General features: G+C 63.9%; 25 protein-coding genes. 13 read left to right on the plus strand and 12 right to left on the minus strand.

Going from position 1 to position 23895, the window contains the following annotated elements:
• Positions 1-69: 69 nt before the first annotated feature.
• Positions 70-366, plus strand: coding sequence for a hypothetical protein (locus tag BM167_RS01710; RefSeq protein WP_092887835.1), 297 nt, complete (start codon positions 70-72; stop codon positions 364-366).
• Between the two features lie 394 nt (positions 367-760).
• On the opposite strand, the gene BM167_RS01715 is transcribed toward BM167_RS01710, so the two are convergent.
• Entirely contained in the window at positions 761-1084 is a 324-nt protein-coding gene (locus BM167_RS01715) for a hypothetical protein (RefSeq protein ID WP_092887837.1), read from the minus strand.
• Between the two features lie 384 nt (positions 1085-1468).
• Between BM167_RS01715 and BM167_RS01720 the strand changes: the two genes are divergently transcribed.
• Positions 1469-1744, plus strand: a complete 276-nt coding sequence (locus BM167_RS01720) for a hypothetical protein (protein WP_092887839.1) — start codon at positions 1469-1471, stop codon at positions 1742-1744.
• A gap of 652 nt (positions 1745-2396) precedes the next feature.
• Here the strand turns inward: BM167_RS01720 and BM167_RS01725 are convergent.
• A complete protein-coding gene (locus BM167_RS01725; protein ID WP_092887841.1) occupies positions 2397-3404 on the minus strand; it encodes a tyrosine-type recombinase/integrase in 1008 nt (335 codons plus the stop codon).
• A gap of 316 nt (positions 3405-3720) precedes the next feature.
• Positions 3721-4959: a right-handed parallel beta-helix repeat-containing protein gene (locus tag BM167_RS01730; protein ID WP_177213261.1), complete on the minus strand. Its 1239-nt coding sequence runs from the start codon at positions 4957-4959 to the stop codon at positions 3721-3723.
• A gap of 328 nt (positions 4960-5287) precedes the next feature.
• Here BM167_RS01730 and BM167_RS01740 point away from each other — a divergent pair, with 328 nt between their 5' ends.
• Entirely contained in the window at positions 5288-5521 is a 234-nt protein-coding gene (locus BM167_RS01740) for a DUF7385 family protein (RefSeq protein WP_092887848.1), read from the plus strand.
• A 27-nt stretch (positions 5522-5548) separates the two neighbouring features.
• Here the strand turns inward: BM167_RS01740 and BM167_RS01745 are convergent, their stop codons facing one another.
• Both BM167_RS01745 and BM167_RS01750 read right to left on the minus strand, forming a co-directional pair.
• Positions 5549-6886 carry an RNB domain-containing ribonuclease gene (locus BM167_RS01745; protein ID WP_092891024.1) on the minus strand — a complete coding sequence of 446 codons (1338 nt, stop codon included), beginning with the start codon at positions 6884-6886 and terminating at the stop codon, positions 5549-5551.
• Between the two features lie 136 nt (positions 6887-7022).
• Entirely contained in the window at positions 7023-7331 is a 309-nt protein-coding gene (locus BM167_RS01750; RefSeq protein WP_092891026.1) for a DUF7562 family protein, read from the minus strand.
• Between the two features lie 149 nt (positions 7332-7480).
• Between BM167_RS01750 and BM167_RS01755 the strand changes: the two genes are divergently transcribed.
• Positions 7481-7960 carry an RNA-binding protein gene (locus tag BM167_RS01755; protein ID WP_092887851.1) on the plus strand — a complete coding sequence of 160 codons (480 nt, stop codon included), beginning with the start codon at positions 7481-7483 and terminating at the stop codon, positions 7958-7960.
• A 29-nt stretch (positions 7961-7989) separates the two neighbouring features.
• Here the strand turns inward: BM167_RS01755 and BM167_RS01760 are convergent, their stop codons facing one another.
• Positions 7990-8667, minus strand: a complete 678-nt coding sequence (locus tag BM167_RS01760; RefSeq protein WP_092887854.1) for a DUF1028 domain-containing protein — start codon at positions 8665-8667, stop codon at positions 7990-7992.
• Positions 8668-8790: 123 nt separating this feature from the next.
• On the opposite strand from BM167_RS01760, the gene BM167_RS01765 reads away from it, so the two are divergent.
• Positions 8791-9141, plus strand: coding sequence for a cell division protein SepF (locus tag BM167_RS01765; protein WP_092887858.1), 351 nt, complete (start codon positions 8791-8793; stop codon positions 9139-9141).
• A 251-nt stretch (positions 9142-9392) separates the two neighbouring features.
• On the opposite strand, the gene BM167_RS01770 is transcribed toward BM167_RS01765, so the two are convergent.
• On the minus strand, positions 9393-10676 hold the full coding sequence (locus BM167_RS01770; RefSeq protein ID WP_092887861.1) for an L-lactate MFS transporter: 1284 nt from the start codon (positions 10674-10676) through the stop codon (positions 9393-9395).
• Between the two features lie 203 nt (positions 10677-10879).
• Here BM167_RS01770 and uvrA point away from each other — a divergent pair, with 203 nt between their 5' ends.
• A complete protein-coding gene (gene uvrA, locus BM167_RS01775) occupies positions 10880-13828 on the plus strand; it encodes an excinuclease ABC subunit UvrA (RefSeq protein WP_092887864.1) in 2949 nt (982 codons plus the stop codon).
• 12 nt (positions 13829-13840) lie between these two features.
• On the opposite strand, the gene BM167_RS01780 is transcribed toward uvrA, so the two are convergent.
• Complete coding sequence (locus BM167_RS01780; RefSeq protein WP_092887867.1) at positions 13841-14041, minus strand: hypothetical protein; 201 nt, start codon at positions 14039-14041, stop codon at positions 13841-13843.
• A gap of 144 nt (positions 14042-14185) precedes the next feature.
• Between BM167_RS01780 and BM167_RS01785 the strand changes: the two genes are divergently transcribed.
• Positions 14186-15178 carry a WD40/YVTN/BNR-like repeat-containing protein gene (locus BM167_RS01785; RefSeq protein WP_092887869.1) on the plus strand — a complete coding sequence of 331 codons (993 nt, stop codon included), beginning with the start codon at positions 14186-14188 and terminating at the stop codon, positions 15176-15178.
• A 6-nt stretch (positions 15179-15184) separates the two neighbouring features.
• On the opposite strand, the gene BM167_RS01790 is transcribed toward BM167_RS01785, so the two are convergent.
• The gene (locus BM167_RS01790; RefSeq protein ID WP_092887872.1) at positions 15185-15937 is read right to left on the minus strand and encodes a hypothetical protein; all 753 of its coding nucleotides are present in this window, start codon (positions 15935-15937) and stop codon (positions 15185-15187) included.
• Between the two features lie 121 nt (positions 15938-16058).
• Here BM167_RS01790 and BM167_RS01795 point away from each other — a divergent pair, with 121 nt between their 5' ends.
• Complete coding sequence (locus BM167_RS01795; protein ID WP_092887874.1) at positions 16059-17141, plus strand: geranylgeranyl reductase family protein; 1083 nt, start codon at positions 16059-16061, stop codon at positions 17139-17141.
• 41 nt (positions 17142-17182) lie between these two features.
• Here the strand turns inward: BM167_RS01795 and ygfZ are convergent, their stop codons facing one another.
• On the minus strand, positions 17183-18298 hold the full coding sequence (ygfZ, locus tag BM167_RS01800; RefSeq protein ID WP_092887877.1) for a CAF17-like 4Fe-4S cluster assembly/insertion protein YgfZ: 1116 nt from the start codon (positions 18296-18298) through the stop codon (positions 17183-17185).
• Positions 18299-18347: 49 nt separating this feature from the next.
• Positions 18348-18650, minus strand: coding sequence for a DUF6432 family protein (locus BM167_RS01805; RefSeq protein ID WP_092887880.1), 303 nt, complete (start codon positions 18648-18650; stop codon positions 18348-18350).
• Positions 18651-18781: 131 nt separating this feature from the next.
• Here BM167_RS01805 and BM167_RS01810 point away from each other — a divergent pair, with 131 nt between their 5' ends.
• Both BM167_RS01810 and BM167_RS01815 read left to right on the plus strand, forming a co-directional pair.
• Positions 18782-19870: a DUF7093 family protein gene (locus tag BM167_RS01810; RefSeq protein WP_092887883.1), complete on the plus strand. Its 1089-nt coding sequence runs from the start codon at positions 18782-18784 to the stop codon at positions 19868-19870.
• 167 nt (positions 19871-20037) lie between these two features.
• Entirely contained in the window at positions 20038-20421 is a 384-nt protein-coding gene (locus BM167_RS01815; RefSeq protein WP_092887885.1) for a DUF5611 family protein, read from the plus strand.
• A 26-nt stretch (positions 20422-20447) separates the two neighbouring features.
• On the opposite strand, the gene BM167_RS01820 is transcribed toward BM167_RS01815, so the two are convergent.
• The gene (locus BM167_RS01820; RefSeq protein WP_092887888.1) at positions 20448-21188 is read right to left on the minus strand and encodes an SDR family NAD(P)-dependent oxidoreductase; all 741 of its coding nucleotides are present in this window, start codon (positions 21186-21188) and stop codon (positions 20448-20450) included.
• 166 nt (positions 21189-21354) lie between these two features.
• On the opposite strand from BM167_RS01820, the gene BM167_RS01825 reads away from it, so the two are divergent.
• The 3 genes from BM167_RS01825 (at position 21355) to BM167_RS01835 (ending at position 23785) form a co-directional block, all read left to right on the plus strand.
• Positions 21355-21813 (plus strand): universal stress protein, encoded by a 459-nt coding sequence (locus BM167_RS01825; RefSeq protein ID WP_092887891.1) that lies wholly within the window; start codon positions 21355-21357, stop codon positions 21811-21813.
• Positions 21814-21925: 112 nt separating this feature from the next.
• Positions 21926-22897 carry an ROK family protein gene (locus BM167_RS01830; protein ID WP_092887894.1) on the plus strand — a complete coding sequence of 324 codons (972 nt, stop codon included), beginning with the start codon at positions 21926-21928 and terminating at the stop codon, positions 22895-22897.
• A 210-nt stretch (positions 22898-23107) separates the two neighbouring features.
• The gene (locus tag BM167_RS01835; RefSeq protein WP_092887897.1) at positions 23108-23785 is read left to right on the plus strand and encodes a DUF998 domain-containing protein; all 678 of its coding nucleotides are present in this window, start codon (positions 23108-23110) and stop codon (positions 23783-23785) included.
• The last annotated feature ends 110 nt before the right edge of the window (positions 23786-23895 follow it).

Below are 23895 nucleotides of genomic sequence, written 5' to 3' on the forward strand. Positions count from 1 at the left end.
CTCTCTCCTGCCTCATCGCACCATAGATTCAGATATAGGCTTATCAATGTCCACTCAGAGAGTGGTAATATGGCAGTCACCACCTCCGAGTTCCTGCAAGATGTTCCCGAGTTCGATGAGTTGGAACCCGGTGAGAAGGTTACCGTCAACGACGTGGAGTACACCATTATCGACAAAGAGACGCGGTGGCCGTCACCGGGAGAGTCTGTTCACTATCTCTATCTGGAGTGTGGTGAGACAATAAACGTGGTATCGTGGAATCCGGCCCACTCATCTGAGGCGGTGTGGCTGTTCCCCAAGGGTTCTGACCCGATGACGGAGGGCGTTGATGTGGAGAGTGTGACGTTTCATGGAGAGGAGAGTTAGAGGGTGTTAGTTATCTTGCCGCCTCATTGCGTTGAGCCTTCGTTTCGCCACTCTAATTAGCGAAACAGACTGGTCTTGGTTCGGCATACGTGGGTCCAACCGAGTAGTGTAGCGGGCCAAAGGAGCGGCGTCCTCGCGTATCGACTTGTTCGAGCGAAACAGAACGAACTTCCAAGGAATTGGTTCGATATATATTTCGTGTTAAGGAAATTAAATGAAAAACACTTTATGACCGTTTGAGAGAAAGACAGAGAGTCAAGAATTAGTACGGCTGCTCACCGTCCGGTGTATGGTACACCTGATTCTCCCAATCATCATTAGCGAGAATCCACTCTCCATCCTCAGTTAGCCCTTCAAAATCTTCACGAGAGTATTACGTAGGTTTGTATCTCTCCTAATCTCTCTGTTCGAATTCTTCCCACCGCGACCGTGACTTTGCAAGCACTCCTTTGTAAGTACGAAACGACTTCTCCTCTGCCCACTCTTTGAATGCTAAGCGTTGCCCTGCATCATCACTGGTGTCTGTTTCTACCTCGATTACTGTGCTCGGGAGCACGCCTACGCTAATGTCCGGGACATGGTCATTGACTTTCTGAGGGTCTTTGAACTCGTCTATGTCATCAGCCCGAACATAGTCCTGGTCCTCATCGAGTTCTTTTGCAATCTTTTCTACGACGGCATCGTGTTTGCTCTGGTCACCGGAGGCTCGGTCTGCCATACTCACAAAGTTACGTGCAGCTGTCAAAATATTTTGGACCGTAGTTGATAGATTGCACGTCCACGAGGTAGTCCTCCTGGCGTTCCATCCGCTCCTCTTTCGTCGCGTGGTCGTAGTGCTTGTCTAATACTTCGGTAGTCATATCCACGCGGTCGGCGGTCACATCGCGTGGCTGGCCCGCGTTCAGCGCTTGAATGACGTAGCCGCGCCGGAGTAGGTAGGAACTTCTTCAACGCATTCTAACTGCCTCGGCCTCATCGTATCTTCACACAGTAGAGCCAAACGGAACAGACTTCTACTGAATTGGTGAGGTGCAGATTCAGCATATTCTACTTCCACTTCGGTTTAATTACTCTTTTGTCACAATGTGACGTATGAGTGAATATGGGCTATGAGACAGGAGCAGTCAAATACTTCATCGGAATGCTAACCAGTGGTTGGGGCCTAATCACTGCGTATTTCTACGCAGATGGATTGCTCCATCCGCTGGACTACATCGAGGGCTTCATCCACATCGTCAGTAACCTGCACAACCCTCAGGAGGTAGTTCGTGGCCTCGTGGGTATCTTCATCACCACCCCCTCAGAGTTCATCAAACTCGTGCTAATGGGGCTTACCCTGATGACTGTCCTGTGGTACGTTGGGAGCAAGTTCGATTAACACTATGCAGACTCACAATCAACTTGCCAAGTGGTTCACTCGGCTCTACGCTCGAACTATCAATTTCAGTGGTGTCAGCAGAGAGGAACTCTACCAAGCCCACGGTGAGAAACGGACAGTCTTCTGGATAGATGCCGAGGACTGGTCTGCGGCAGGTCAGTGTACCCCTTTCGGAACTATTCTACTGAACGAAAACAGACTCAGTGAGGCTCCTGAAAACGTGAGAGATTACGTGTTCTTGCATGAGGTAGGCCATACGAAACCTCCAGCACTCCTGAGTCTGGCGAGTATCGTCTTACGAGTTCCTTTGGTACTCTTAGCCGGTTTTGGTGTTCCTGTGCTGATTGGGAGATGGCTTGGAGTTGCTCTCTCTTTTCCTACCTTAGGACAATTCACGACGTTCACTGCGGTTACTCTGACTACTACTCTACTCATTACACTCCCGGTAATTGCGATTTGGTGGCTGGATGAGGGATACGCAGAACTGTTTGCCGTCTCAAAAATCGGAGCGATGGACTACCAACGCCGCCACGAGGAGATGTTAGAACACGCGGATAGAAATTTGCTAAGTTGCGCCGTTCGGTGGTTGCTGTATCCGAATCCGAAATTCGTCGTGTGGCTCGCAGAGAAACTTGACAGGTGAAAGGCCGGTTTATACGTCCACGAGGTAGTCCTCTCGTCGCTCCATCTGCTCGTTCTTAGTCGCTTTGTCGTAGTGCTTGTCCATGACCTCGTGAGACATATCTACTCGGTCAGCAGTCACATCCTTCGGCTGGCCAGCGTTCAGTGACTCGGTCACGTATCCTCGTCGGAGAGCGTGAGGACTTACAGAAGCAGGACACTTGCTTGCCGTATTGTACGAGGTCGCCTCGCACTCATCGAGGTCACGCCCCATCGGACACTCTCCAGTATAGTGGCAGGGACGAGTTACGGTGTAGATGTTCCGCTGGATGGTAGAGGGTTCACATCGCTTCCCGTGAGAGGACATGAGTAGAGGTGTGCGCCCATGTTCGTCCTCCCCATCTCGATGGTTGAATCGAAGGTAGTCCCGTAGCACATCAGCGACTTCTCCGCTTATCCGAACGTCACGGTCGCCTCGACCCTTGTTCTTGAGCGGTGTTTCTGTTTCTGGACGATGGCGAACTTTGAGATACGGCTTTGAGCCGTCCTCGAAGTCGCGCTTGTCGAGTCCATATAGCGAACTCCGTCGCATCCCGGTCTTCCAGAGAACTAAGAACACGACGTGACGTAGGCTCGCGTACTCGTGTTTTTCGAGGTAGTCCAAAATCTCGGTTGCCTCGTCACTTGTGAGAATACTATCGGAAACCTCGTCCTCGCGGCTCGGCTTCGGGACGCGGACTAATTGGCTCATCCCGTCGGGAACCGCGCTGATGTGTTCACAGAACTGGATGAAGCCCTTGATGCAGGTCATGTCGGTCTTGAGCGTGATGGTCTTCACACGCTCTAATCGCCACTCCTTGAACTGCTGAATCTCGTCACTCGTCAGCGTATTGAGCGTCTTCACTCCCGCCTCATCGCACAGCCAATCACAGAAACCGTTCAGCGTGGTCCGGTAGTTCGATAGTGTGGAGTCGGTTACGTCGGTAGACTTGTCTTTCAGGTAGCGGTTCTTCGCTTCGTGCGGCGGGATTGCGTTCATTGTCGTACCTCGTGACACCAAACGCGCCCACGCGCATGGGTGCGGATACGCCGAGTAGTGTATCCGTTTGCTTCCTTGGAACCGCCGAGGGCGGCCCCCTCTTGCGGTTACGGGGCCATCTTGCCCGAGGCGGTGAGGCCCTGGGTTCAAATCCCAGCGAGTCCATTTCTTTCGGTCGTTTCACTCCCTCAGTCGATTGACTCGCTGACGTCCCGTTCACTACGTTCACGGGACTCCCAGCGAGTCCACTACTTCCTCTCGACACGACCGACGAACGGCGTCAATCGCACCTACGAGGGCGCATCCGAACCCCGACTTACTCGTCCGAACAGTCCGTGCTCGTCGCATTCACGACGTTGTCCGTCGAGTCGCTATCGCTCCGAGTGGCTTCGGAAGCGCCGCAGACCTCGTTCTGAAGGACCCGGTTTCGGTCCGAATCCACGAGTTCGATTCCGACGTCGTAGCCGCTCAGGCGGTTTCGGATGAGCGTATTCCGGTCTGCGTTCGCGAGTTCCGCCCCGACTCCGGAGCCGTTGCCCTCGAACCGATTCTCCCGGACGACGTTCCGGTCGGCGTCCGTGAGAGAGATGCCGACCGTATCGCCGAGCACGTCGTTCCCGTGGAGGACGTTCCGGTGAGAACGCGCGAGTGTGACGCCCGCATCGAACTGGCTCTCGATGCGGTTGTCGTTGATCCAGTTCTCGTGAGACTCCACGAGTCGAAGGCTGAAATCCTCCGTCTCGGTCTCGTTTTCGACCAGCACGTTCGCGTCGGACCCGCGGAGCGTAATCGTCGTCTCGCCGACGAACGTGTTTTGCGCGACGTAGTTTCGGTCCGAATCTTCGAGCGACAGGCCGTTTCCCTGCCGTAGCTTCGTGTTGTCGACCAGCACGTTGTGGTTCGAGTTCGCGAGCGTGAACCCCCCCTCGCCGACGGTGTTCCCGGCGATTCTGCAGTGATTCGCGGCGTCCAGCGTGAACGCGCCCTCCGCGAACTCGCTGGCACCGCCGACGTTCCGGACGGTCACTCCGTCGGCCCGGACGAGCACCTCGTTCACGAGATAGCCGCCTGCGTCCAGTCGCGCGTTGTCGGCCGTTATCTCGATGCAGTCGACGTCCTCGTCGAGCGTGTACCGGCGGGATTCGTCGAGAACGAGGCAGGAACCGGGCGAGGCTGGCGGACACGTCAGTTCGACCGACGCCTCCTCGATTCGCCCTGTCGGTCCCGGAACCATCTCGCCGTCCCCGTCCAGAATCCGCGTGATAACCGTGTACGTTCCCGTCGGAACGGACGGAAACTCCGCCGCGTCGCCTGCGCCCGCGGCGTCGAGTGTGGTGTCGTACCGTTCGCGCCTGCCGTCTCCGTCCGCATCCGGTCCGTACGCGATGACCCCGACGGGTTCGGAGTTCGGATTCCGCAGTCGGAGCGTCCCCATCCCGTCGGAACAGGACTGTTCGACCGCGACGCCCTCCAACTCGTCTCCGGCGGCACCCGCCGTCCCCGACGAGACGGCCAGTCCTCCGAGCGTCGTCATTCCCCCGGCAATCACACCCATGGCATCCCGTCTCGTTCTATCGATTGACATGACCGTACTATCGTTCTCTCGAACCTACCTAAGTCGTGTTCGCGATGTTCGGTACTGTCATGTAATCCGGCGCGAGTGTGCGGTACCGAGACCGAACCGACGGATCGAAAGCCGAATGCCCGGCCGAACGGGGGACGCAGACTCGGTTGGCGTCGCCGTGGACGGACCCGACCACGAAACGCGGCTACCGGCGCGGCGGGTCCGGCGAGGGCCGCGAGGGGGACCGACGACGACCCGACGAACCGCCCCGTCGGGGGAGTAAAGTTATCACACAGCACTCCGTCGTCTGAGACAGAACATGGACGACGCAGCGTACGACGACCTCATCTCGTCCGTGACGCCCCACGAGTCGAGTGGTGGCGTCACCACGTACCGCAACACGGTGAGTATCGCCTGTCCGGCCTGCGAGAAGCCGTTCGACGACCTCGTGGTCTGCGAAGAGGAGTACAACAGCCTCGAACTGAGCATGTTGCTCGACCTCTGCGTCTCAACGCACGACGACGACGTACTCCTTTTCACCCACAAGAAGTAGCGACGGCGTTCGTCCGTCGCCTCGCGATCAGTCCTCGCGGAGGTCCACCGTCTCCGGCGGGAGACCCTCCTCGTTTACGACGTCGCCGTCCTCGTCGACGGTTCTGAGGCCGCGGTTGTTGACGGCGTAGGGGTCCAAGTGGACCTCTTCGAGGAACTGCTTGTACAGTCGCTCCGCGGTTTCGGCGTCTTTCTGCCTGTCGGAGGCGCGGTCGCAGAGTTCGATGAGGTCCTCGGGGACGTCGTTCTCGTGGACGATCCAGTGGTTGATCAGGTCCGACAGTCGCCGGATGGGCGAGGTGAAGTGCCCGTAGATGTCGAAGTTCAGCGCGTGGTGCCCGCCGAACGGGTCGTTCATGTACTTCGCTCGGGGCATCACCTTCAGCACGGCGCGTTGGATCTTGTTGAGTGCGCGCGGCGGCGAATCTTCGAGGGCGGCGTTGACGGCCTTCCGCGGGTCGTCGAACGACGCACTCGGGATGGAGACGCCGTCGAGTTCCATTATCTCGCGAAGCGCCTTGTCCCACTGGTCGGGGGTGGGTTGGGGGTGGACGCGGTACATCGCCTCGACGCCCCGTCCCCACATCAGTTCGTGCGTGACGGCCTTGTTGGCCTTCAGCATGCACTCTTCGATGATGGTGTGCGCGCGGTCGCGCCGCGGGTTGAGGACGAGAGAGCCGTCCTCCTTTCGCTGTTCGTGCATCTGGTCTGCGAGTTCGAAGACGAGTGCGCACTCCTCGTGGAGGGGGAGGTCCTCGTCGTCGAGACGCGTCTCGCACTGCGTGTAGGTGAGTCGTTCGTCGGACTCGATGACGGATTTGTAGATATCTATCTCCTCGAACGAGAGGTTCTCCTTGTCTATCTCCATCTCGACTGTGTGCGCGAGTCGATCCTCGTTCGGAACCAGAGAACAGACCGTCTCCGCCAGCGTCGGCGGGAGCATGTGGATGGTGTAGGAGGGTAGATAGACGGTGTTGCCGCGCTTTACCGCCTCGTCCCACATCTCGGAGCCGGGGTGGACGTAATGGCTCACGTCGGCGATGTGAACCCACAGCGTGTACGTCTCCTCGTGTTCTTCGATGCTTATCGCGTCGTCGAAGTCCTGTGCGTCCACCGGGTCGGTCGTCCACGTCGTCAGGTCGCGCAAGTCGCGCCGGTCGTCGATTTCGTCTTGAATCTCCTCGTGGACGCCGTCGGTTCGTTCGCGCGCCTCCGCGAGGACGTCCGACGGGAACTTGTCCCGAATCTCGAACTCCTCGAAGAGTTCCTCTCGTTTCTCTTGCAGTTGCCGGGCGACGTCGGGGCTGATCTCCACGGGCCCTTGCCCCTCCGCCGTCCCGGCCTGCGCCTGCGCGTCGTTCGACATGCGCACGACTAAACGGGAGAGGTAGTTAGTCGTGTCGCACGCACGGTCGAAAATCCGCCCGCCGACGGGCGTCGAGTGGTCCGTCGCCGCGTTCGCTCCGCGGAACCGCACCGAAAAAGCGGTCGTCGGCGTCCCGTCAGGACTCGCGGTTGGTCTCCTCTTGGGAGCCGTACCGTTCCTCTACCGCCCCGAAGTACCGGCTGAGGAACTCCGCTCTGCTGTGTCCCTCCCCTTCCACCTCCACGAGGAGTCCTTCGAGTTCGTCCCGGGGTTGGTGACAGAGGCCGCGATAACACTCCTTACAGAGGTGCTCGAACTCCTTTCCGTGCCGGTCCCAGCGGTCACCCTCTTTGTCGTACTCTCGCGCCTCCGACCGGAGCACCGAGGTACCGCAGGCGATGCAGACGACCATCTTCCGGTCCCGGTTGGTCCGGGAACGCCACATACGACTCACCATGCGCCGCCTTCACTTAGCGTTTGTTCCCGGTCGACCGGCGTCTCGGGCGCTCGACACCCTCTGTTCGGAGAACGTGACCGACTCGGAACCCTTCGAATAACGGGCGATTTATTCAGGCTCGCGGCGCAGTACCCGGTATGAAGGTGAAGTCCCGTCACCACCTGCGGAGCGACGAGATAGACGACATCGAACGGACCATCGCGGACCGAACCGGCGTCGAACTCGACGGCGACGCCTACGAGATGGTCGAACTCTCCGAGTCCGAGTACGACATCGTCCTCGTCGACGGCGAACCGGTCGTGATGTTCCTCGACGACGAACCCGCGTTGACCGTCCGCGGCGCGAACCAGTACTCGCCGTCGCGCAACGTCGTCACCGTCGATTCCGGCGCTATCTCCTTCGTCAGCGACGGCGCTGACGTGATGCGCCCCGGCATCGTCGAGGCGGACGACTCCATCGCCTCGGGCGACTTCGTCCTCGTCGCAGAGGAGACGCACGGCAAAGTGCTCGCCGTCGGCCGCGCACTCGAATCCGGCGCCGAGATGGTCGGCGAGTCGGGGAAAGTCGTGGAGTCGATACACCACGTCGGCGACGAACTGTACGAGTTCTCCGTCTGACCCGGCCGTCTCTCACTCTCGGTCGTCTCTCACTCGCCGTGGTACTTCTCGATGGCCGCCTCGTACCCCGCCCTCGCGGCGGCGTACGTCTCTCTGAGGTCCGCGAGAGGCGTCCGCGAGGCGTCCACCCGCAGGTCGTGGTAGTACGGGTCCGGCGCTCTCTCCTCTGTCGTCTCGACGCGCAAGGCGGCGCTCTGTATCTCCAGGTCCTCGCGCTTGTCGCCGCCCTCCGCGTACCCCGCTTCGAGGGCGTCCACCAACCGCTTGCCCACCGGTTCGTCTTCGTCTCCCTCCTCGTACGCCGCGGCGGTGGCGTCCACGACGGACTCGCCCGTCAGCAGGTTTCCGGCGACGGTGTAGTTCTTCCCCTCGACGTGGCCGTACCACCCGTGGCAGTCGTCGCCCGAGAAGGCGAACGTCCCGTCCCCGTCCACGCCGTGGAGTTGCCGCTGTTCTCGTCCCTCGTCGGCGTTCAAAAGCGCCCGCAACGCGTCCTCGACGGCGAGTCCGTCGTCGAGGTAGTCGATACCCTTCCGGCCCAACTCCACGTTCGTGAAACTCTGCGTCGCGACGGCGCCGTTCTCGCTGGCGAACGGACAGAGCGTTCCGACGCCGGGCAGTCGAGTCGTCACCGCGACGCCGAACCGGTCGTGGGTGTCTCCGTCCTCCCCGGTGTACTCCTCGCGGACGCAGATGCTGAATGTCACGTCACCGGCGTCGCACTACCCGAGGAAAAACCCCCGTGTGGCGGCACGGCGCGCCCGTTTCGACCCGCCGTCAGACGAGCGTCTGACGTAAGAACTAACCCCGAGCTAGCGCTTTTAGGTCGCATGGGTATCATGAGCAAAATCCTCAGCGGGGGGGAACAGCACACGACTGAGGACTACGTCGAACTCGACTTAGACGAGTTCGACACCGCGCGCGGCGAAGCGGGCATGAGCGTCCGAATCGCCACGATAGGCGAACAGCAAGACGTCATCGCCATCAAGGACGCGGTGTACGACGGTGACATCGTCATCGCGGACATCACCCGTCACACCACCTCCGACACCACGATGGAGCGCATCGTGGACGACCTGCGGCAGGTCGCACAGGAGGTAGACGGCGACATCGTCCAGAAAGGCGACGACCAGATAATCATCACGCCGACCAGCGTGAGCGTCGCCCGAGAGAAACTCTGACCGGCCCCGCAGACGCGACATCTCCCGGCGCGGCCCCGAACCGAACGCGGCACGGCCGACGCTTTCTTCTCTTTTCTCGCGTCCGTCTCTCGCCGAATCCGTCCGTCCTCCGAACGGCGTCCACTCGGTAGCCGGGCGTCCGCTCTCTCCCGTCGCGAGTCGGTGGTCGAGTCGATTCCGTGGGGGAGCGACCGGCGACGGTCGGTAAAAAGAGCCGGAACGATATCGGACGCGCGGCGTCGTCTCGGTCCTCAGTCGGTCGTGGAGACTGCGCCGTCGGTGAGACTCGTTCCTTTGAGCTTCCCGATTCGCCAGCGGAGGACGCCGACGGTGACGAGTCCGACGACGACCATGGCGTTGATGATGTAGAGGGTGGTCTCGTAGTTGCCGGTCGATTCCAGCACGAACGAGGCCAGTTGCGGGCCGACGACACCGGCGGCGCTCCACGCCGTGAGCGCGTACCCGTGAATCGCGCTGACCTCGTCGGTGCCGAAGAGGTCGCTGAGATACGCCGGGAGGCAGGCGAACCCGCCGCCGTAGCAGGTGATGACGAGGAACATCAGTCCCGCGAGGACCCAGACGCCCGCGACCTGCGGCATCACGAAGAAGGCGCCGATTTGGATGACCATGAACGCCGCGTACGTGGTGGTCCGACCGATGTAGTCCGATAGGGTGGACCAGACGATTCGACCGCCGCCGTTGAAGATGCCGATGTAGCCGGTGATGAACGCGGCGGTCGTCGCCGTCGCGCCGCTTATCTGCTGGAGCATCGGCGACGCGAACGCGAGAAGCATGATGCCCGCGGTGACGTTGATGAAGATGACGAGCCAGAGCAACCAAAAGCGCGGCGTCGAACGCGCCTGCGCCGCGGTGAGTACGTCGAGACCGGGGAGCGCGCCCGTCGCCTTCTCGTGTGCGTTCTCTTCGCCCTGCATCCCCTCGGGGAGCCACCCCTCCGGGGGCTTTGCGAGGTAACTCGCGCCGAGCGACATCAGCGCGAAGTAGAGCGTCCCGAGCGCGAAAAAGGTCGTCGAGACCCCGTAGTTTTGGATGAGGAAGTTACCTAAAGGCCCCGTCAGCAGCGCACCGGCGCCGAACCCCATCACCGCGAGACCGGTCGCCATCCCCCGACGGTCGGGGAACCACTCGACGAGCGTTCCGATGGGCGAGATGTAGCCGAGACCCAGCCCCATCCCCCCGACGACGCCGAACGTGGCGAGAAACAGGGGGAGGCTTCCGACGACGACGCTGGCCCCCGACCCGATCATTCCGAGACCGTAGAGGACGGCCGCGGCGAGACCGGCCTTCCGCGGGCCGTACTTCTCGACGTACTTGCCGAGGAAAGCGGCGGTGACGCCGAGAACGAAGATGGCTATCGAGAACGCCAGCGTCACCTGGGAGGTGGCCCACCCCTGTGCGTCCCGCAGCGGAATCTGATAGATGCTGTACGCGTAGATGCTTCCTATCGAGAGGTGAATTGCGACGGCTGACAACGCGATCAACCACCGGTTCTTGCCTGACCCGTTCTGTGGCATGCACTCTCGTCCCTCATCGATTATGATAATGATGACGGCCCCCTGACCGCGTCAGCTGCGGGGGAGGTTGATTTTTAATGCAAGAGCGGGACTCGGAGCGTCGAACGACGCGCGGTACTCCCGCCGAATACCGACCGCGAAGCGTGTTGCCGTACCCCGTGAACCGACGGCTTTTCACGCCGTCATCCCCTCTCTGAACGTAGATGAGTAAGGACTTCATCGAGGTTCGAGGAGCCGAAGAACACAACCTGAAGGACCTCGACGTCCGGATTCCGCGGGAGGCGTTTACGGTCGTCACGGGGCTTTCGGGGTCGGGGAAATCGTCGCTGGCGTTCGACACGGTGTACGCGGAGGGACAACGCCGCTACATCGAATCGCTGTCCGCGTACGCCCGGAACTTCCTCGGGCAGATGGACAAACCGCAGGTCGAATCCGTCGAGGGACTGTCGCCCGCCATCTCCATCGACCAGAAGAACGGAGCCAACAACCCCCGTTCGACCGTCGGGACGGTCACCGAACTACACGACTACCTCCGCCTCCTCTACGCGCGGGTGGGGACGCAGTACGACCCCGTCACGGGCGAAGAGGTGGGCGAACAGTCGGCTCAGGATATGGTCCGACAGATTCTCTCTCTCCCCGAGGGGACGCGAGCGAAAATCGTCGCGCCCGTCGTCCGCGACCAGAAGGGAGCGTTCGAGGACCTGTTCGACGAACTCGTCGCCGACGGCTACGCCCGCGTCGAAGTGGACGGCGAGTCGTACGACCTCACCGTCCAACGGCCCGAACTCGACAAGAACTACGACCACACGATAGACGTCGTCGTCGACCGGGTGAAGATAGCGCCGGACGCTCGGTCGCGCATCACCGACAGCGTCGAGACGGCGTTAGACGAGGCGGACGGCGTGCTGAAGATAATCGTCCCCGACCCGCCGGAGGACGTCGCCGTCGCCTCGAACACGCGTTCGACCGGGTCGCTCGCGGGCGACGGCGACGACAGACTGGTCTTGGAGTTCTCCGAGGAACTCGGCAACCCCAACTCCGACTTCCGGTTTTCGGAAGTCGAGACGCGGTCGTTCTCGTTCAACAGTCCGCACGGCGCGTGTCCGGAGTGTGAGGGACTCGGCCAGACGAAGGAGGTGTCCGAACGCCTCATCGTCGAGGACCCCTCGAAACCCCTGAAGAACGTCTTCGAGCCGTGGTCGTACAACCGAACGTACTACCGCCGGCAGATAGACAACGTCGCGGAACATTTCGGCGTCTCCGTGCACACGCCGTTCGAGGACCTCTCCGAGGAGGTGCAGGACGCCTTCCTGTTCGGCACCGACGAGGACGTGGTGTTCGAGTGGTCGACGAAAAACGGCGTCCGCAGGAAGGAGCAACCGTTCGAGGGCGTCGTCGAGAACCTCGAACGCCGCCACGTCGAGACGGACTCCGACCGGACGCGCGAGCACATAGAGGAGTTCATGGCCGTCACCACCTGTCCCGAGTGCGACGGGACGCGCCTGAAAGAGCAGTCGAGACACGTCCTCGTGGACGGGACGTCCATCACCGAGGTCAACCGCCTGAGCATCGGCGACGCCGTAGAGCACTTCGAGGGACTGGAGGCGAACCTCGGCGAACGGGACCGAACCATCGCGGAGGAGATCGTAAAGGAGATTCGCGCCCGCCTCGGCTTCATGGAGGAAGTCGGCCTCGAATATCTCACCTTGGACCGCGAGGCGGCCACCCTCTCGGGCGGCGAGAGCCAGCGCATCCGCCTCGCCACGCAGGTGGGGTCCGGTCTCGTGGGCGTCCTCTACGTTCTGGACGAACCCTCCATCGGCCTCCACCAACGCGACAACGACCGCCTCCTGAACACGCTCTGCGGTCTCCGCGACTTGGGGAACACCCTCGTCGTCGTCGAACACGACGAGGAGACGATGCGGCGCGCGGACGAGATTATCGACATGGGTCCCGGTCCCGGCAGTCGCGGCGGCGAAGTGGTCGCACAGGGCGACTTCGACGACATCGTCGCCGCCGACGACTCCGTCACAGCGGAGTATCTCTCCGGCGAAAAGGAGATACCCGTCCCCGAGGACCGCCGCACCTCCGACGCCGAACTGACGGTCCGCGGGGCGCGACAGCACAACCTGAAGGACCTCGACGTCTCCATCCCCGTCGGCCAGTTCACGGCCATCACCGGCGTCTCCGGGTCGGGCAAGTCCACGCTGATGCACGACATCCTCTACAAGGGACTCGCCCGCGAGATGAACGACAACACGTCCGTAGACCCCGGCGACCACGACGCGATAGAGGGGATGGAGAACATCGAGACGGTGCGTCTCATCGACCAATCGCCCATCGGCCGCACGCCGCGGTCGAACCCCGCGACGTACACCGGCGTCTTCGACTACGTCCGCGAACTGTTCGCGGAGACGAAACTGGCCAAACAGCGCGGCTACGAGAAGGGTCGCTTCTCGTTCAACGTCAAAGGCGGGCGCTGTGAGGCCTGCGGCGGGCAGGGCGACGTGAAGATAGAGATGAACTTCCTCTCCGACGTGTACGTCCCCTGCGAGGAGTGCGGCGGCGCGCGCTACAACGACGAGACGTTGGACGTGACGTACAAGGGCAAGACCATCGCCGACGTGTTGCAGATGGAAGTCGAGGAGGCCCTCGATTTCTTCGAGGCGAACTCGCAACTTCGCCGCCGCCTCCAACTCCTGAAGGACGTGGGGTTAGACTACATGACGCTCGGACAGCCATCGACCACCCTCTCGGGCGGCGAAGCCCAGCGAGTCAAACTCGCAGAGGAGTTGGGCAAAAAGCAGACCGGCGACACGCTCTATCTCCTCGACGAACCGACGACGGGTCTCCACAAGGAGGACGAACGGAAACTCATCGACGTGCTCCAACGACTCACCGACAACGGCAACACCGTCGTGGTCGTCGAACACGAACTCGACTTGGTGAAGAACGCCGACACCGTCCTCGACTTGGGCCCGGAGGGCGGCGAGAACGGCGGCGACGTCGTCGCCGTCGGCACCCCCGAGGACGTCGCGCGCACCGACGCCTCTCACACGGGTCGGTATCTCCGCGACTTACTTCCCGCGGTGGATATCGACGGGCCGCGGTCCGACCGTCGCAAACCCGCGAAAGTGGCGAGCGACGACTGACCCGCGGACCGGTCACTCCCCCGTCGCGAGAAGGATGACGGCCGCGAACAGAGAGACGCCGAGGCCGAAGACGCCGACGGCCTTCGCGAGCAGTCCGCCCCGTCCGAAGTCCGCGTCGAGCGACAGCATCAATCCTGCGAGCCAGAATCCGCCTACGACGAGCGACCCCATTCCCGCGGCGTACCGTGCCGTCCAGTTCGGGGAGAAAGACATCGTCTGTTCGAATCGGACACCGACCGAATCAATCTAGGGGTTCTATTATCTACTCTGATACTCTGAGGCGCGAACGCCGCGGGGCGCGCCGACGAGTCGTTCGCGGGGTGACCGTTTTTCGTGCTCGACGTGCTACGTGCTCGCATGACGACCTGTTACGCCGCCCTCCGCGAAGCCCTCCTCGTCGTCCGCGACGCCGACGATACGGATTCGGACCTCGAAACGAGCGCCCACCTCGACGGACACGACGTGGAAGGAATCGACGTCGGCGACGGGACGGCCTGTTGTGCCACGTTCGACGACGGACTGTTTCGGACCGCAGACGGCGGAGAGACGTGGACGCGCGCCTCGGGCCTCCCGGACTCGGTGACGGCTATCGTCGCCGGCGGACGGCCGGGCGAGTGGTGGGCGGGGACCGAACCGAGCGCGGTGTATCGCTCCGGAGACGACGGGCGGACGTGGGAGCGACGACCCGGCCTCACCGACCTTCCCTCGGCGTCGTCGTGGTCGTTCCCGCCGCGGCCTCACACTCACCACGTCCGGTGGATAGAACCGGACCCGGCCGACCCAGACCACCTCTACGTCGGCGTCGAAGCCGGTGCCCTCGTTCGGACGCGCGACGGCGGCGAGACGTGGGAGGACCGCGTCCCCTCGGCCCGGCGCGACAACCACTCGCTCGCGACGCATCCCGACGCGCCCGGACGGGCGTGGGCCGCCGCGGGCGACGGATACGCGGAGACGGCGGACGGCGGCGAGACGTGGGACCACCCCCACGACGGACTCGACCACCGCTACTGTTGGAGCGTCGCCGTCGAGTCGGCGGACCCGACGCTCGTTCTCCTCTCGTCGGCCCAGAGCGCCCGCGTCGCGCACAACGCCGACAGAGCGGAGTCGTACCTCTACCGACGCCGGGGCGACGGCGCGTGGGAACGACTCGACGGCCGAGGGGTTCCGACGGGCGAGGGCGTCCTTCGCGCCGTTCTCGCCCGCGGCGACTCCGCGGGGGTGTTCTACGCGCTTCACAACCGGGGCCTCTACCGGACGGCGGACGGCGGCGATTCGTGGGCGCGCCTCGGCGTCTCGTGGAGCGAAGCGTTCGAACGACAGACGCCGCGCGGACTGGCAGTCGGGGAGTGACCCGACTCAGAGTCGCGGACTCGGGTCACCGGCCTCGTAGTGGCGGACGCGACTCTCGGCGGCGGCGGCGACGAGGGCGACTCCGAGGGGGAGAACCCAGCCGATAGCGTAGAGAGCGCCCAGCGGGAACCGACCGCTCGACGGGGTGACGACGACGAGAGCGAGTCCCGCCGCGAGGACGGCGGGCGGCGACAGTCGGTTCAGGCGGATGCCGACGTACACCGGCACCGTCCCGAGGACGAGGAGTCCGCCCGCGACCCAAAGCAAGAGACCTATCGCGGGGAGCGTCGGCGACTCGAAACGGAGTCCCGACGCGCCGAGCACGGACACGGCGTAGACGACGCCGACGGCGATGGAACCCGCTCCCGTCTGCCCGTCGAGCAGTTCTCGAACGCGCGGGTGTTCGGTCGCGGCGTATTCGAGAGCCGAGACGGCGAGGACGAGTACGGCCACGAGGAGGACGCTCGGAAGGAACCGCAGGAGAGTGAGCGAGTCGGGAGCGACGGTGCCGAAGCGCACCGCGAACCCCACCCACGGTACGAGAAGCGACAGCGCCGTCGCTACGGGCAGCGGAGTCAACAACCCCCGCTCGTGCGTCTCGGCGACGAGCACGCCGAGTCCGGAGAGCGTGGCGACGTAGAGCGACGTCGCGAGGAGGGACTCGCCGGTGACCGTCCCGACCGCGACGCCGAGACTGAGGAGGTAACTGGTGAACGCTACGGGGGCGAGGGCGGCGGCGAGGAGGGCGTCCCGGCGCATGATATGCTAGTCATTTCCATCCGTCAAAATAGTTATCGCGGACATACCGGAGGTCAACCGGAGGCTAACGCGCCGGGCGGACGGAGAAGGTATTTGTCCGGCCGTTCGATACGACACAACGATGTACGACTTCGCCGTCGTCGGTGTCGGCCCCGCCGGTGCGCGCTTCGCACGACGCGCCGCCGAAGCGGGGTACGACGTCGTCGCCTTCGAGAAGGGGACGGTCGGCACCCCACTGGCCTGTTCGGGCCACGTCAGCACGGATATCTGGGAGTACGTCCCCGAGGAGTCGAAAGACCGTCTGCTCCAAAACCGGGTGTACGGCGCGAACTTCCGCGTCGGCGGACCCGGGACCCGCGCGTACCCGTTCTACAAGAGCCAAGAGGTATCGAACGTCGTAGACCGGATCGAACTCGACCGGACGCTCGCCGACTGCGCCCGAGAGGCGGGCGCGGACGTCCGCGAACGCCACACGGTGACCGGAATCGACGAACGACACGACGGCGTCGAACTCACGGTCTCCGCGGCGGGCGAGACGCTGAGCGTCGAAGCCAAGATGGTCGCCGGATGCGACGGCCCCGTCTCCCGCGTCCGGCGCGCCGTCGGCCTGCCCGAACCGGGCGAGACGCTCCACGGCGTCCTCGCGTTCGACGACGACCCGGACGACGGCGACTTCGTCGACGTCCACCTCACGGTGCCGCGCTTCTTCGCGTGGCGAATCCCGCGCGGCGACGCGGGCGTCGAGTACGGTTTGGCCGCCCCGCCCGGCGCGGAGGTAAACGAGATGTTCGACGCCCTCACCGACGCGTACGACGTGGAGACCGACCACTTCTGCTCGGGCGCGATTCCCATCGGCCCGCCGGACCGCGTGACGACGCGCCGGGCGTTCCTCGTCGGCGACGCCGCCGCGCAGACGAAACCGTTCACCGGCGGCGGCATCCTCTACGGCATGACCGCCGCGGACCGCGCCGTCTCCACGATTTCGCCCGACGACCCCGCGACCCTCCGCGACTACGAGTCGGCGTGGCGCGAGGAACTCCAGAGCGAAATCGCACTCGGTCACTGGATTCGCCGGGCGTACTCGCTCCCCGAGTCGGTCCAGAAGCTCGGACTACGGTCGCTGTCGGGCGAAATCGCGGTCCACATGGACAAGCCAACGTCGTTTTTCTCGCGGGAACATCTCGGAAAACTCGTCGGTCGCTGACTGCCGGAACGGCCCGTCCCGTCACCGACGCCGTCAGCACCTCACTCCTCGTCGTCGGGATACGCCGGCACGCGCGCGGAACGGGCCGTCCCCTCGTAGAACGGAAGCGCCTCGCGCGTCGCCTCGACGGCCCCGCCCGCGCCGCCGTCACCCGAGCGGTCGACCGAGAGCGTCGCCGAGGAATCGAGGCCGTACTCGACTTCCGCGAGGGCGATAGGGCGGTCCAGAGACGGACTCTCCACCGCGCGGGTCACCTCACCCACCTCCTCGCCGTCGGCGAGAACCGCGTCGCCCCTCTCGGGGAGTTCGTCGGCCGCGAGGCCGACGAGGCGGGAACTCGGTCGGCCGCGGTTCTCTACCTTGGAGACGACCTCTTGCCCGACGAAACAGCCCTTCTCGAAATCGACGGCGTTGCGGACGCCGAGGACGTTCGGCAGGCGTCCGTCGAGTTCCGTCTCGAAGAGGGGGGTTCCGGCCTCCGCGGTGAGACTCTCCCACGTCGCGTAGCCGAACGGCGCGGCGCCCGACCCCTGCGTCAGTAGCGTGTCGAAGACGCGTTCGGCGGCGTCGGCGGCGCAGACCACCTCGTACCCCTCGTCGCCGGTGAGTCCGTCGTTCGCTATCACGGTCACGCCCTCGCCGCCGACGACGCCTCGGTCGAACGTCAGGGCGGGTTCCGGCGCGGCGGCGTTCTTGAGGACGCTCGCGACCTTCTCGGTCGATTTGGGTCCGTGGACGCCGAAGACGCCGAACTCCCCGGACGCCTCGCGGACGGTCACGTCCTGGATGAACACCTTTCCGGACCAGTCGTCGGCCAACGGTTCGGCGCGGTCCGGCGGCGTGAAACAGAGCAGTCGCTCGCCCGCGTTGTAGACGTACATGTCCGTCTCGACGCGTCCCTGCGGGTCCAAGAGCAGGGCGTAGACGCCCCGTCCGTCCTCGTCGGGGACGCGGTTCGAGACGGTGTCGTCGACGAACTCGACTCGGTCGTCGCCGGAGACGACGACGACGCCGTACCCCATCTCGATTATTCCCGCCCCGTTGCGGACGGCGCGGTGAGCGACCGACGGACGGCCGTAGTCGCACACCACGTCGCGGCCGCCTCGCTTCTCGAACGTCGCGCCGTGGGCCGCGTGCAAATCTTCGACTACCGTCATCGCTCGATACTCCGTCCCCGTCCCTGAAAACGTCCGCGTGTCGCGCCGGTCACAGACCCAACCTCTCGCGCACGGCGTCGAGGAAGCTCTGTTCTTCTTCTATCTCCTCTTCTTCGGGGTCGGGAATCACCCGGTCGTCCGGGAGGATGGCGACCCGTTCGCGGTGATTCTCGACGGAGATGAGACCGTCCTCTTTCAGTTTCGCGAGGGCGTCCTCGATGGTGTCGATGTCGGCGTCGACTGCGGCGCGCAACTCGAAGACCGTCATCCCCTCTTCGGCACGGTCGACTAACGCATCGAGTACGTCCACCTCGATGTCCCGTCGGTTTTGGAACTCCCGCCGCGCTCTCATAGCGCGTACAACGTTCGCGGGTGGTTTACTCTTACCGCCCGCGAGCGGGAGATATCGAGTCCGCGCGTCCGTCTGCCACGCGTCCGACGGAGGGGGTACATTTTAGTCGCTGAGTTTCCGAAAAGCGGGTAATGGGACTAAAGTGCCGTCTACTCGGGCACGAATACGGGGACCCCGAGATAGAGCGCGAACGCCAGGAGAACGGCGACGAAGTCGTCGTCACGATACGGGAACTGCAGGTCTGCAAGCGGTGCGAAAACGAACATCTCGTCAGCGAGAACAAGGAAGTGACCTCGATTCGGTCGCCCTCCGAAGTCGGACTCGACGACGGCGGTGCCTCGGGCGGGCCGTCCCCGGGGGCGGCGTCGGCGCCGGACCCCTCGCCCGCGCCGGACGCGACACCGGTGAGAGGGGAGACCGACGACTCGGACCCCGCCTCGCACATCTCGGAGGCCGAACCCGACGCTCCGTCCGTCGAGTCCGGTCCCTCGCCCGCGGACGTCGGCGTCGATGCGGGCGTCGCGGACGACGAGGACGACGACTTCGAACCGCCGCAGGACCCCGACGAAGACGACGCCGTCATCCTCGACGACGACGAGGAGGGCGAACGCGACTCGACGCAGTGGCCCGAGGAGACGACTGCGGACCCCGCCGCCGCCGCAGAAGAGTCCGCCGCGGCCGAGGACATCCCCGAAGACCTGCCCAGAGACGGCGACGGCGAACCGGTCACCGACGACGCGGAACTCATCGACGCCGACGAGACGCACAGCGTCTCGTCTGCCGACCAGAGCGCCTCGCGTTCCGGTGACGCCGAGACGCCCGCCGACCGCGGCCACGGCGAGTGGCCCGCCCGAGAATCGCCGCCCGCAGACGAGAGCGGTTCGAACGCTCCGTGGCCCGAACAGACGGGCGAAGACGAGGGGTTCGACGCCGAACCGTCGGACGGGACGCCCGCGGAAGTGGCGTTCGGCGGCGGTCTGACGCCGGAGGCGAACGGCCACGCGGAGTCGCGCGACGCCATCGACGGCGTCGCTTCCTCGGACGAGGGGTTCACTCGCGCCGACGAGGAAACCGAACTCGAAGCCGACGTTCCCGACGAACGCGTGGAGTTTTACTGTCCGAACTGCGGACACGCGCGAACCGCGGGCGCGTCGTCGATGCGCGCCGGCGACATCTGTCCCGAGTGCAAGAAGGGCTACATCGCAGAGCGGCAACTGTAAGCGGCGCTCCCGGTACTGTCGCCGGGCGACGACTCGCGCCGACCGCCTCCGATAGCCGGCGTATCCCGACCGACGGACGCCGGTGCTTGCGCTGAGCAGATTGACAGAGAGACCCAGACGAACCGAGTGACGAAACAGGTAAACCGTCCCCTGTCAAATCACCGGCTATGAAGCAGTACAAGATGCGTCGCGGGGAGACGCTGGAGGAACGCGTTCCTGATCTCGAAGGATTCATCGAAGACTACTTCGGCCCCATCACGGGTACCGAGGAGTACGACGGACACGAACTCTACGTCGTCGGCGAACCGAAGAACCCCGTGTTCACGCGCATCGTCGCCGGTGCAGCGGAGTACAGCGGCAAGAAGGACAAACTCGCCGTCCACTTCGACGAACGCGACGCCCAAGAGATCCTCGACAAGGGACTCGAAGACCACGCCCAAGACGCCGTCAGCGCGAAAAACGAGTTCCTCCTCGAAGCCACCGGTCGCGACGCCAAGTCCCGCCGCGACTCGATGAAGCGAGACGTCGAAGACGACGCGCCGGACTACTGAGTTTCGCGGACGAGGCTATCGGCGGTTCAGAGCCGTTCGGGTAGCCATCCGCCGTCGATTTCGACGTTTTCTCCGCTCACGTACCCGCTGTCCTCGTCGAGGAAGAACATGACCGCGTGAGCGACGTCCTCGACGGTGGCCCACCGCCCGCGAGGCGCGTCGTCGGGGAACTCGTCGGACGTCTCGACGACGTACGGCGACACCGCGTTGACCGTGATGCCGTCGTCCATCGTGTCGTTCGCGAGCATCCGCGTGAACATCAGAACGCCCGTCTTCGCGACGAAGTACGGGAAGTTCTTCGGGTGGACGAGGGCCTTCTCGCTTCCCGCGTAGCCGATGTTGACGATACGACCCCAGCCTTGCTCTCGCATCGCCGGAAGCGCCCGCCGCGAACAGAGCACCGTGCCGTCGAAGTTCGTCGCCATCACGTGCCGCCACGTCTCGAACGGCACCTCCTCCCAGTGGCTCGGTGCGAAACTCCCCACGTTGTTGACGAGGACGTCCACCGTCCCGAGTTCGGACTCGACGGCCGCGAACGTCTCCTCGACGGACTCGGGGTCCGTCACGTCCCCCTGCACCGCCGTCGCCGCGGGCGCGCCCACGTCCGTGGCCTCTCTGACGACGTCGTCTGCGGCGTCTTCGCTCGTGTGGTAGTTTACCGCGACTTCCGCGCCCGCCTCCGCCGCCGCCAGGGCGATTTCCCGCCCGATTCCGCGAGAACTCCCCGTCACGAGCACGGTTCGGTCCGCTATCTCCGGTGTGAGCATAGGGTTTCATCTCTCTGACCGCCGAAAGAACCCACGGGCGGCGCAAACTACATAATGTTAGCACACGTCACGACAACCGGTCTCCGCCGTCCAGTATCTGAATATTTATTCTAATACGAGTAAAAACATCCGGCACCGTTAAGCGTCGGCAGGTAGAACGTACAGTATGGCGCTCGAAACCATCCTCTTGGCGGTCGGGCGGGACGACCACGACAGACTCGGACGACTGGCCGAAGAGACGATAGACGTCGCGAAACCCGCCGGGTCGCGCGTCGTCATCGCGCACGTGTTCACAGAGTCCGAGTACGAGGACACCATCGACAACTTGGAGTTCGACCGAGACGCCGAGAACCTCTCTGCGGACGCCGTGGCGGCCAGACACTCCTCGATCCGAGAGCTTCAACGCCGCTTCGACGACGCGGGCGTCCAACACCGAGTCCGCGGCGCGGTGGGCGAACACGGCGAGTCCATCGTCGAACTCGCGAAAGACGTGGACGCCGACCGAGTCGTCGTCGGCGGACGAAAGCGGTCGCCCGCGGGGAAAGCGGTCTTCGGTAGCGTCGCCCAAGAAGTCATGCTGTCTTCGCCCTGTCCGGTGACGTTCGTTCGCTCGGATACGAAGTGACGACGGCGTCTCCGTCGTGCGATCTTCGGCGGAGTCGTGCGCTCCGAGGGAGGCTGCCAATCGCTGGTAAGAACCCGCTTAGTTAAGTATCGCGGACACACCAATCCGAACAATGGCCTACTACGTGGGCGTCGACCTGGGCGCCACCAACGTCCGCGCGGTCGTAGCCGACGACGAGGGCACGATCATCGGCAACGCAGAGAGCGGGACGCCTCGCGGTCCGACCGGTATCGCGGTGACGGAAGCCGTCCTCCGCGTCGTCCGCGAGGCGTGCGACGACGCCGGCGTGGAACCGGACGAGGCGGCGGCCGCGGGCATCGCCGCCATCGGCCCGTTGGACCTCGCCGAAGGCGCAGTCGAGAACCCGGCGAACCTCCCGGACACCATCGACCGCATCCCGCTCACCGGCCCCATCTCCGTGTTGCTCGACACGGACCGTCTCTATCTCCACAACGACACGAACGCGGGCGTCATCGGCGAACGGTTCTACAGCGACAGAAACCCCGACGACATGGTGTATCTCACCATCTCCTCGGGCGTCGGCGCGGGCGTCTGCGTCGACGGAGAGGTGCTCTCCGGGTGGGACGGTAACGCGGGCGAAGTCGGACACATGACCCTCGACCCTCAGGGGCTTTTGACCTGCGGGTGCGGCCACGACGGACACTGGGAGGGGTACTGTTCGGGGAACAACATCCCCCGGTACGCCGAGTATCTCTACGAGGACGACAGAAACGTCGAGACGTCGATGCCGATAGACGACCCCGACTTCTCGGCGGTGGACGTCTTCGAACACGCCGAGGACGACGACTTCGCCGCCTACGTCGTCGACCAAATCGGCCACTGGAACGCGATGGGCGTCGCGAACATCGTCCACGCGTACGCTCCCATCATCATCTACGTCGGCGGGGCCGTCGCCCTCAACAACCCGGAGAAGATTCTCGACCCGATTCGCGACCGGATGGACGACATGGTCATGACCAACGTCCCCGAGATAGAACTCACGACGCTCGGCGACGAAGTCGTGGTGCAGGGTGCACTCGCGAGTGCGTTGACCGGTGGCACCGGTGACCGGTCCCGTCTGTAGGACGAGACGATTCACCGGGGTCACCGCAGGCGGTACGGGCGACCGTTCGCGCCTGTAAGGGCGCGGGAACTCGTCGGGGGTACCGAAGGCGGTACGGGTGACCGGTCGCGCCTGTGATGGCGCAATGACTCGCGTACCCCTTCTCGGAAGCCGAGAGCCACCCTACGAAGCCATCTCGGTCGAAGGCGTCTCACTAGGCGGTGATCTATCATGACCACAACGAGACGTGGAGCGTACGACAGAGCGACGAGAACACTCCACGAGAGGGCGTCAGACCCCCGAACGCTCGCGGGGACGCTGTTCGTCGTCCTCGCCGTCCAGTTTCTCACGGTCATCATGCTCGCGGCGGCGATGGCACCGGGCTACGACTTCGGCGGCGGCGCGATTAGCGACCTCGGCGTACTCGCGCCGACCGCGTTGCTGTTCAACGCTTCGCTCGTCGCCGCCGGCTTACTCGATATCGCGGGGGGATACGCCTTCTACCGCGTACACGGCGAGCGTTGGATACTGGCCGTCTTCGTACTCGCCGGCGTCGGCGCAGTCGGAGCGGGCGTCTTTCCGCTCGACACCGGCGGCCTCCACGGCCTGTTCGCCCTCGTCGCGTTCCTGTTCTTCAACCTGCAGGCTCTCGCGAGTGCGACCCGACTCCGCGGCGTCGTGAAGGCGACCGGAATCGTCGCGGGCATGGTCGGACTCACCTTCGTACTCCTCATGGCCATCGGCGACGGCGGCAACGCGGCGGCGTTCGGACCCATCGGCCACGGCGGGACCGAGCGGATGATCGTCTACCCGGTGATGCTTTGGTTAGTCGCCTTCGGCGGGTCCCTCCTCGGCACGCCGTTGGCGGAGACCCGACCGGCCGTCGGCGAGAACGAGGCGACCGACTGACTCCGTCTGACCCGTCCGACCCCTCCGACCCGCCGACGCATCTCGCGTCTGCGCACCGGAGTAGTCCGAGACGCGAATCGAAGACACCGCTTATCCCCCTGCGCGCCTCA

The sequence above is a fragment of the Halopelagius inordinatus genome, assembly GCF_900113245.1.
GTDB lineage: Archaea > Halobacteriota > Halobacteria > Halobacteriales > Haloferacaceae > Halopelagius > Halopelagius inordinatus.

Coding starts and splice junctions, on each gene's coding strand:
- BM167_RS01805 (WP_092887880.1), bottom strand. CDS start 18,650: ATGAGAGCGCGGCGGGAGTTCCAAAACCGACGGGACATCGAGGTGGAC.
- BM167_RS01835 (WP_092887897.1), top strand. CDS start 23,108: ATGACCACAACGAGACGTGGAGCGTACGACAGAGCGACGAGAACACTC.
- ygfZ (WP_092887877.1), bottom strand. CDS start 18,298: ATGACGGTAGTCGAAGATTTGCACGCGGCCCACGGCGCGACGTTCGAG.
- BM167_RS01815 (WP_092887885.1), top strand. CDS start 20,038: ATGAAGCAGTACAAGATGCGTCGCGGGGAGACGCTGGAGGAACGCGTT.
- BM167_RS01720 (WP_092887839.1), top strand. CDS start 1,469: ATGGGCTATGAGACAGGAGCAGTCAAATACTTCATCGGAATGCTAACC.
- BM167_RS01830 (WP_092887894.1), top strand. CDS start 21,926: ATGGCCTACTACGTGGGCGTCGACCTGGGCGCCACCAACGTCCGCGCG.
- uvrA (WP_092887864.1), top strand. CDS start 10,880: ATGAGTAAGGACTTCATCGAGGTTCGAGGAGCCGAAGAACACAACCTG.
- BM167_RS01755 (WP_092887851.1), top strand. CDS start 7,481: ATGAAGGTGAAGTCCCGTCACCACCTGCGGAGCGACGAGATAGACGAC.
- BM167_RS01780 (WP_092887867.1), bottom strand. CDS start 14,041: ATGTCTTTCTCCCCGAACTGGACGGCACGGTACGCCGCGGGAATGGGG.
- BM167_RS01750 (WP_092891026.1), bottom strand. CDS start 7,331: ATGTGGCGTTCCCGGACCAACCGGGACCGGAAGATGGTCGTCTGCATC.
- BM167_RS01740 (WP_092887848.1), top strand. CDS start 5,288: ATGGACGACGCAGCGTACGACGACCTCATCTCGTCCGTGACGCCCCAC.
- BM167_RS01770 (WP_092887861.1), bottom strand. CDS start 10,676: ATGCCACAGAACGGGTCAGGCAAGAACCGGTGGTTGATCGCGTTGTCA.
- BM167_RS01725 (WP_092887841.1), bottom strand. CDS start 3,404: ATGAACGCAATCCCGCCGCACGAAGCGAAGAACCGCTACCTGAAAGAC.
- BM167_RS01790 (WP_092887872.1), bottom strand. CDS start 15,937: ATGCGCCGGGACGCCCTCCTCGCCGCCGCCCTCGCCCCCGTAGCGTTC.
- BM167_RS01795 (WP_092887874.1), top strand. CDS start 16,059: ATGTACGACTTCGCCGTCGTCGGTGTCGGCCCCGCCGGTGCGCGCTTC.
- BM167_RS01745 (WP_092891024.1), bottom strand. CDS start 6,886: ATGTCGAACGACGCGCAGGCGCAGGCCGGGACGGCGGAGGGGCAAGGG.
- BM167_RS01765 (WP_092887858.1), top strand. CDS start 8,791: ATGGGTATCATGAGCAAAATCCTCAGCGGGGGGGAACAGCACACGACT.
- BM167_RS01730 (WP_177213261.1), bottom strand. CDS start 4,959: ATGGGTGTGATTGCCGGGGGAATGACGACGCTCGGAGGACTGGCCGTC.
- BM167_RS01710 (WP_092887835.1), top strand. CDS start 70: ATGGCAGTCACCACCTCCGAGTTCCTGCAAGATGTTCCCGAGTTCGAT.
- BM167_RS01810 (WP_092887883.1), top strand. CDS start 18,782: ATGGGACTAAAGTGCCGTCTACTCGGGCACGAATACGGGGACCCCGAG.
- BM167_RS01715 (WP_092887837.1), bottom strand. CDS start 1,084: ATGGCAGACCGAGCCTCCGGTGACCAGAGCAAACACGATGCCGTCGTA.
- BM167_RS01820 (WP_092887888.1), bottom strand. CDS start 21,188: ATGCTCACACCGGAGATAGCGGACCGAACCGTGCTCGTGACGGGGAGT.
- BM167_RS01785 (WP_092887869.1), top strand. CDS start 14,186: ATGACGACCTGTTACGCCGCCCTCCGCGAAGCCCTCCTCGTCGTCCGC.
- BM167_RS01825 (WP_092887891.1), top strand. CDS start 21,355: ATGGCGCTCGAAACCATCCTCTTGGCGGTCGGGCGGGACGACCACGAC.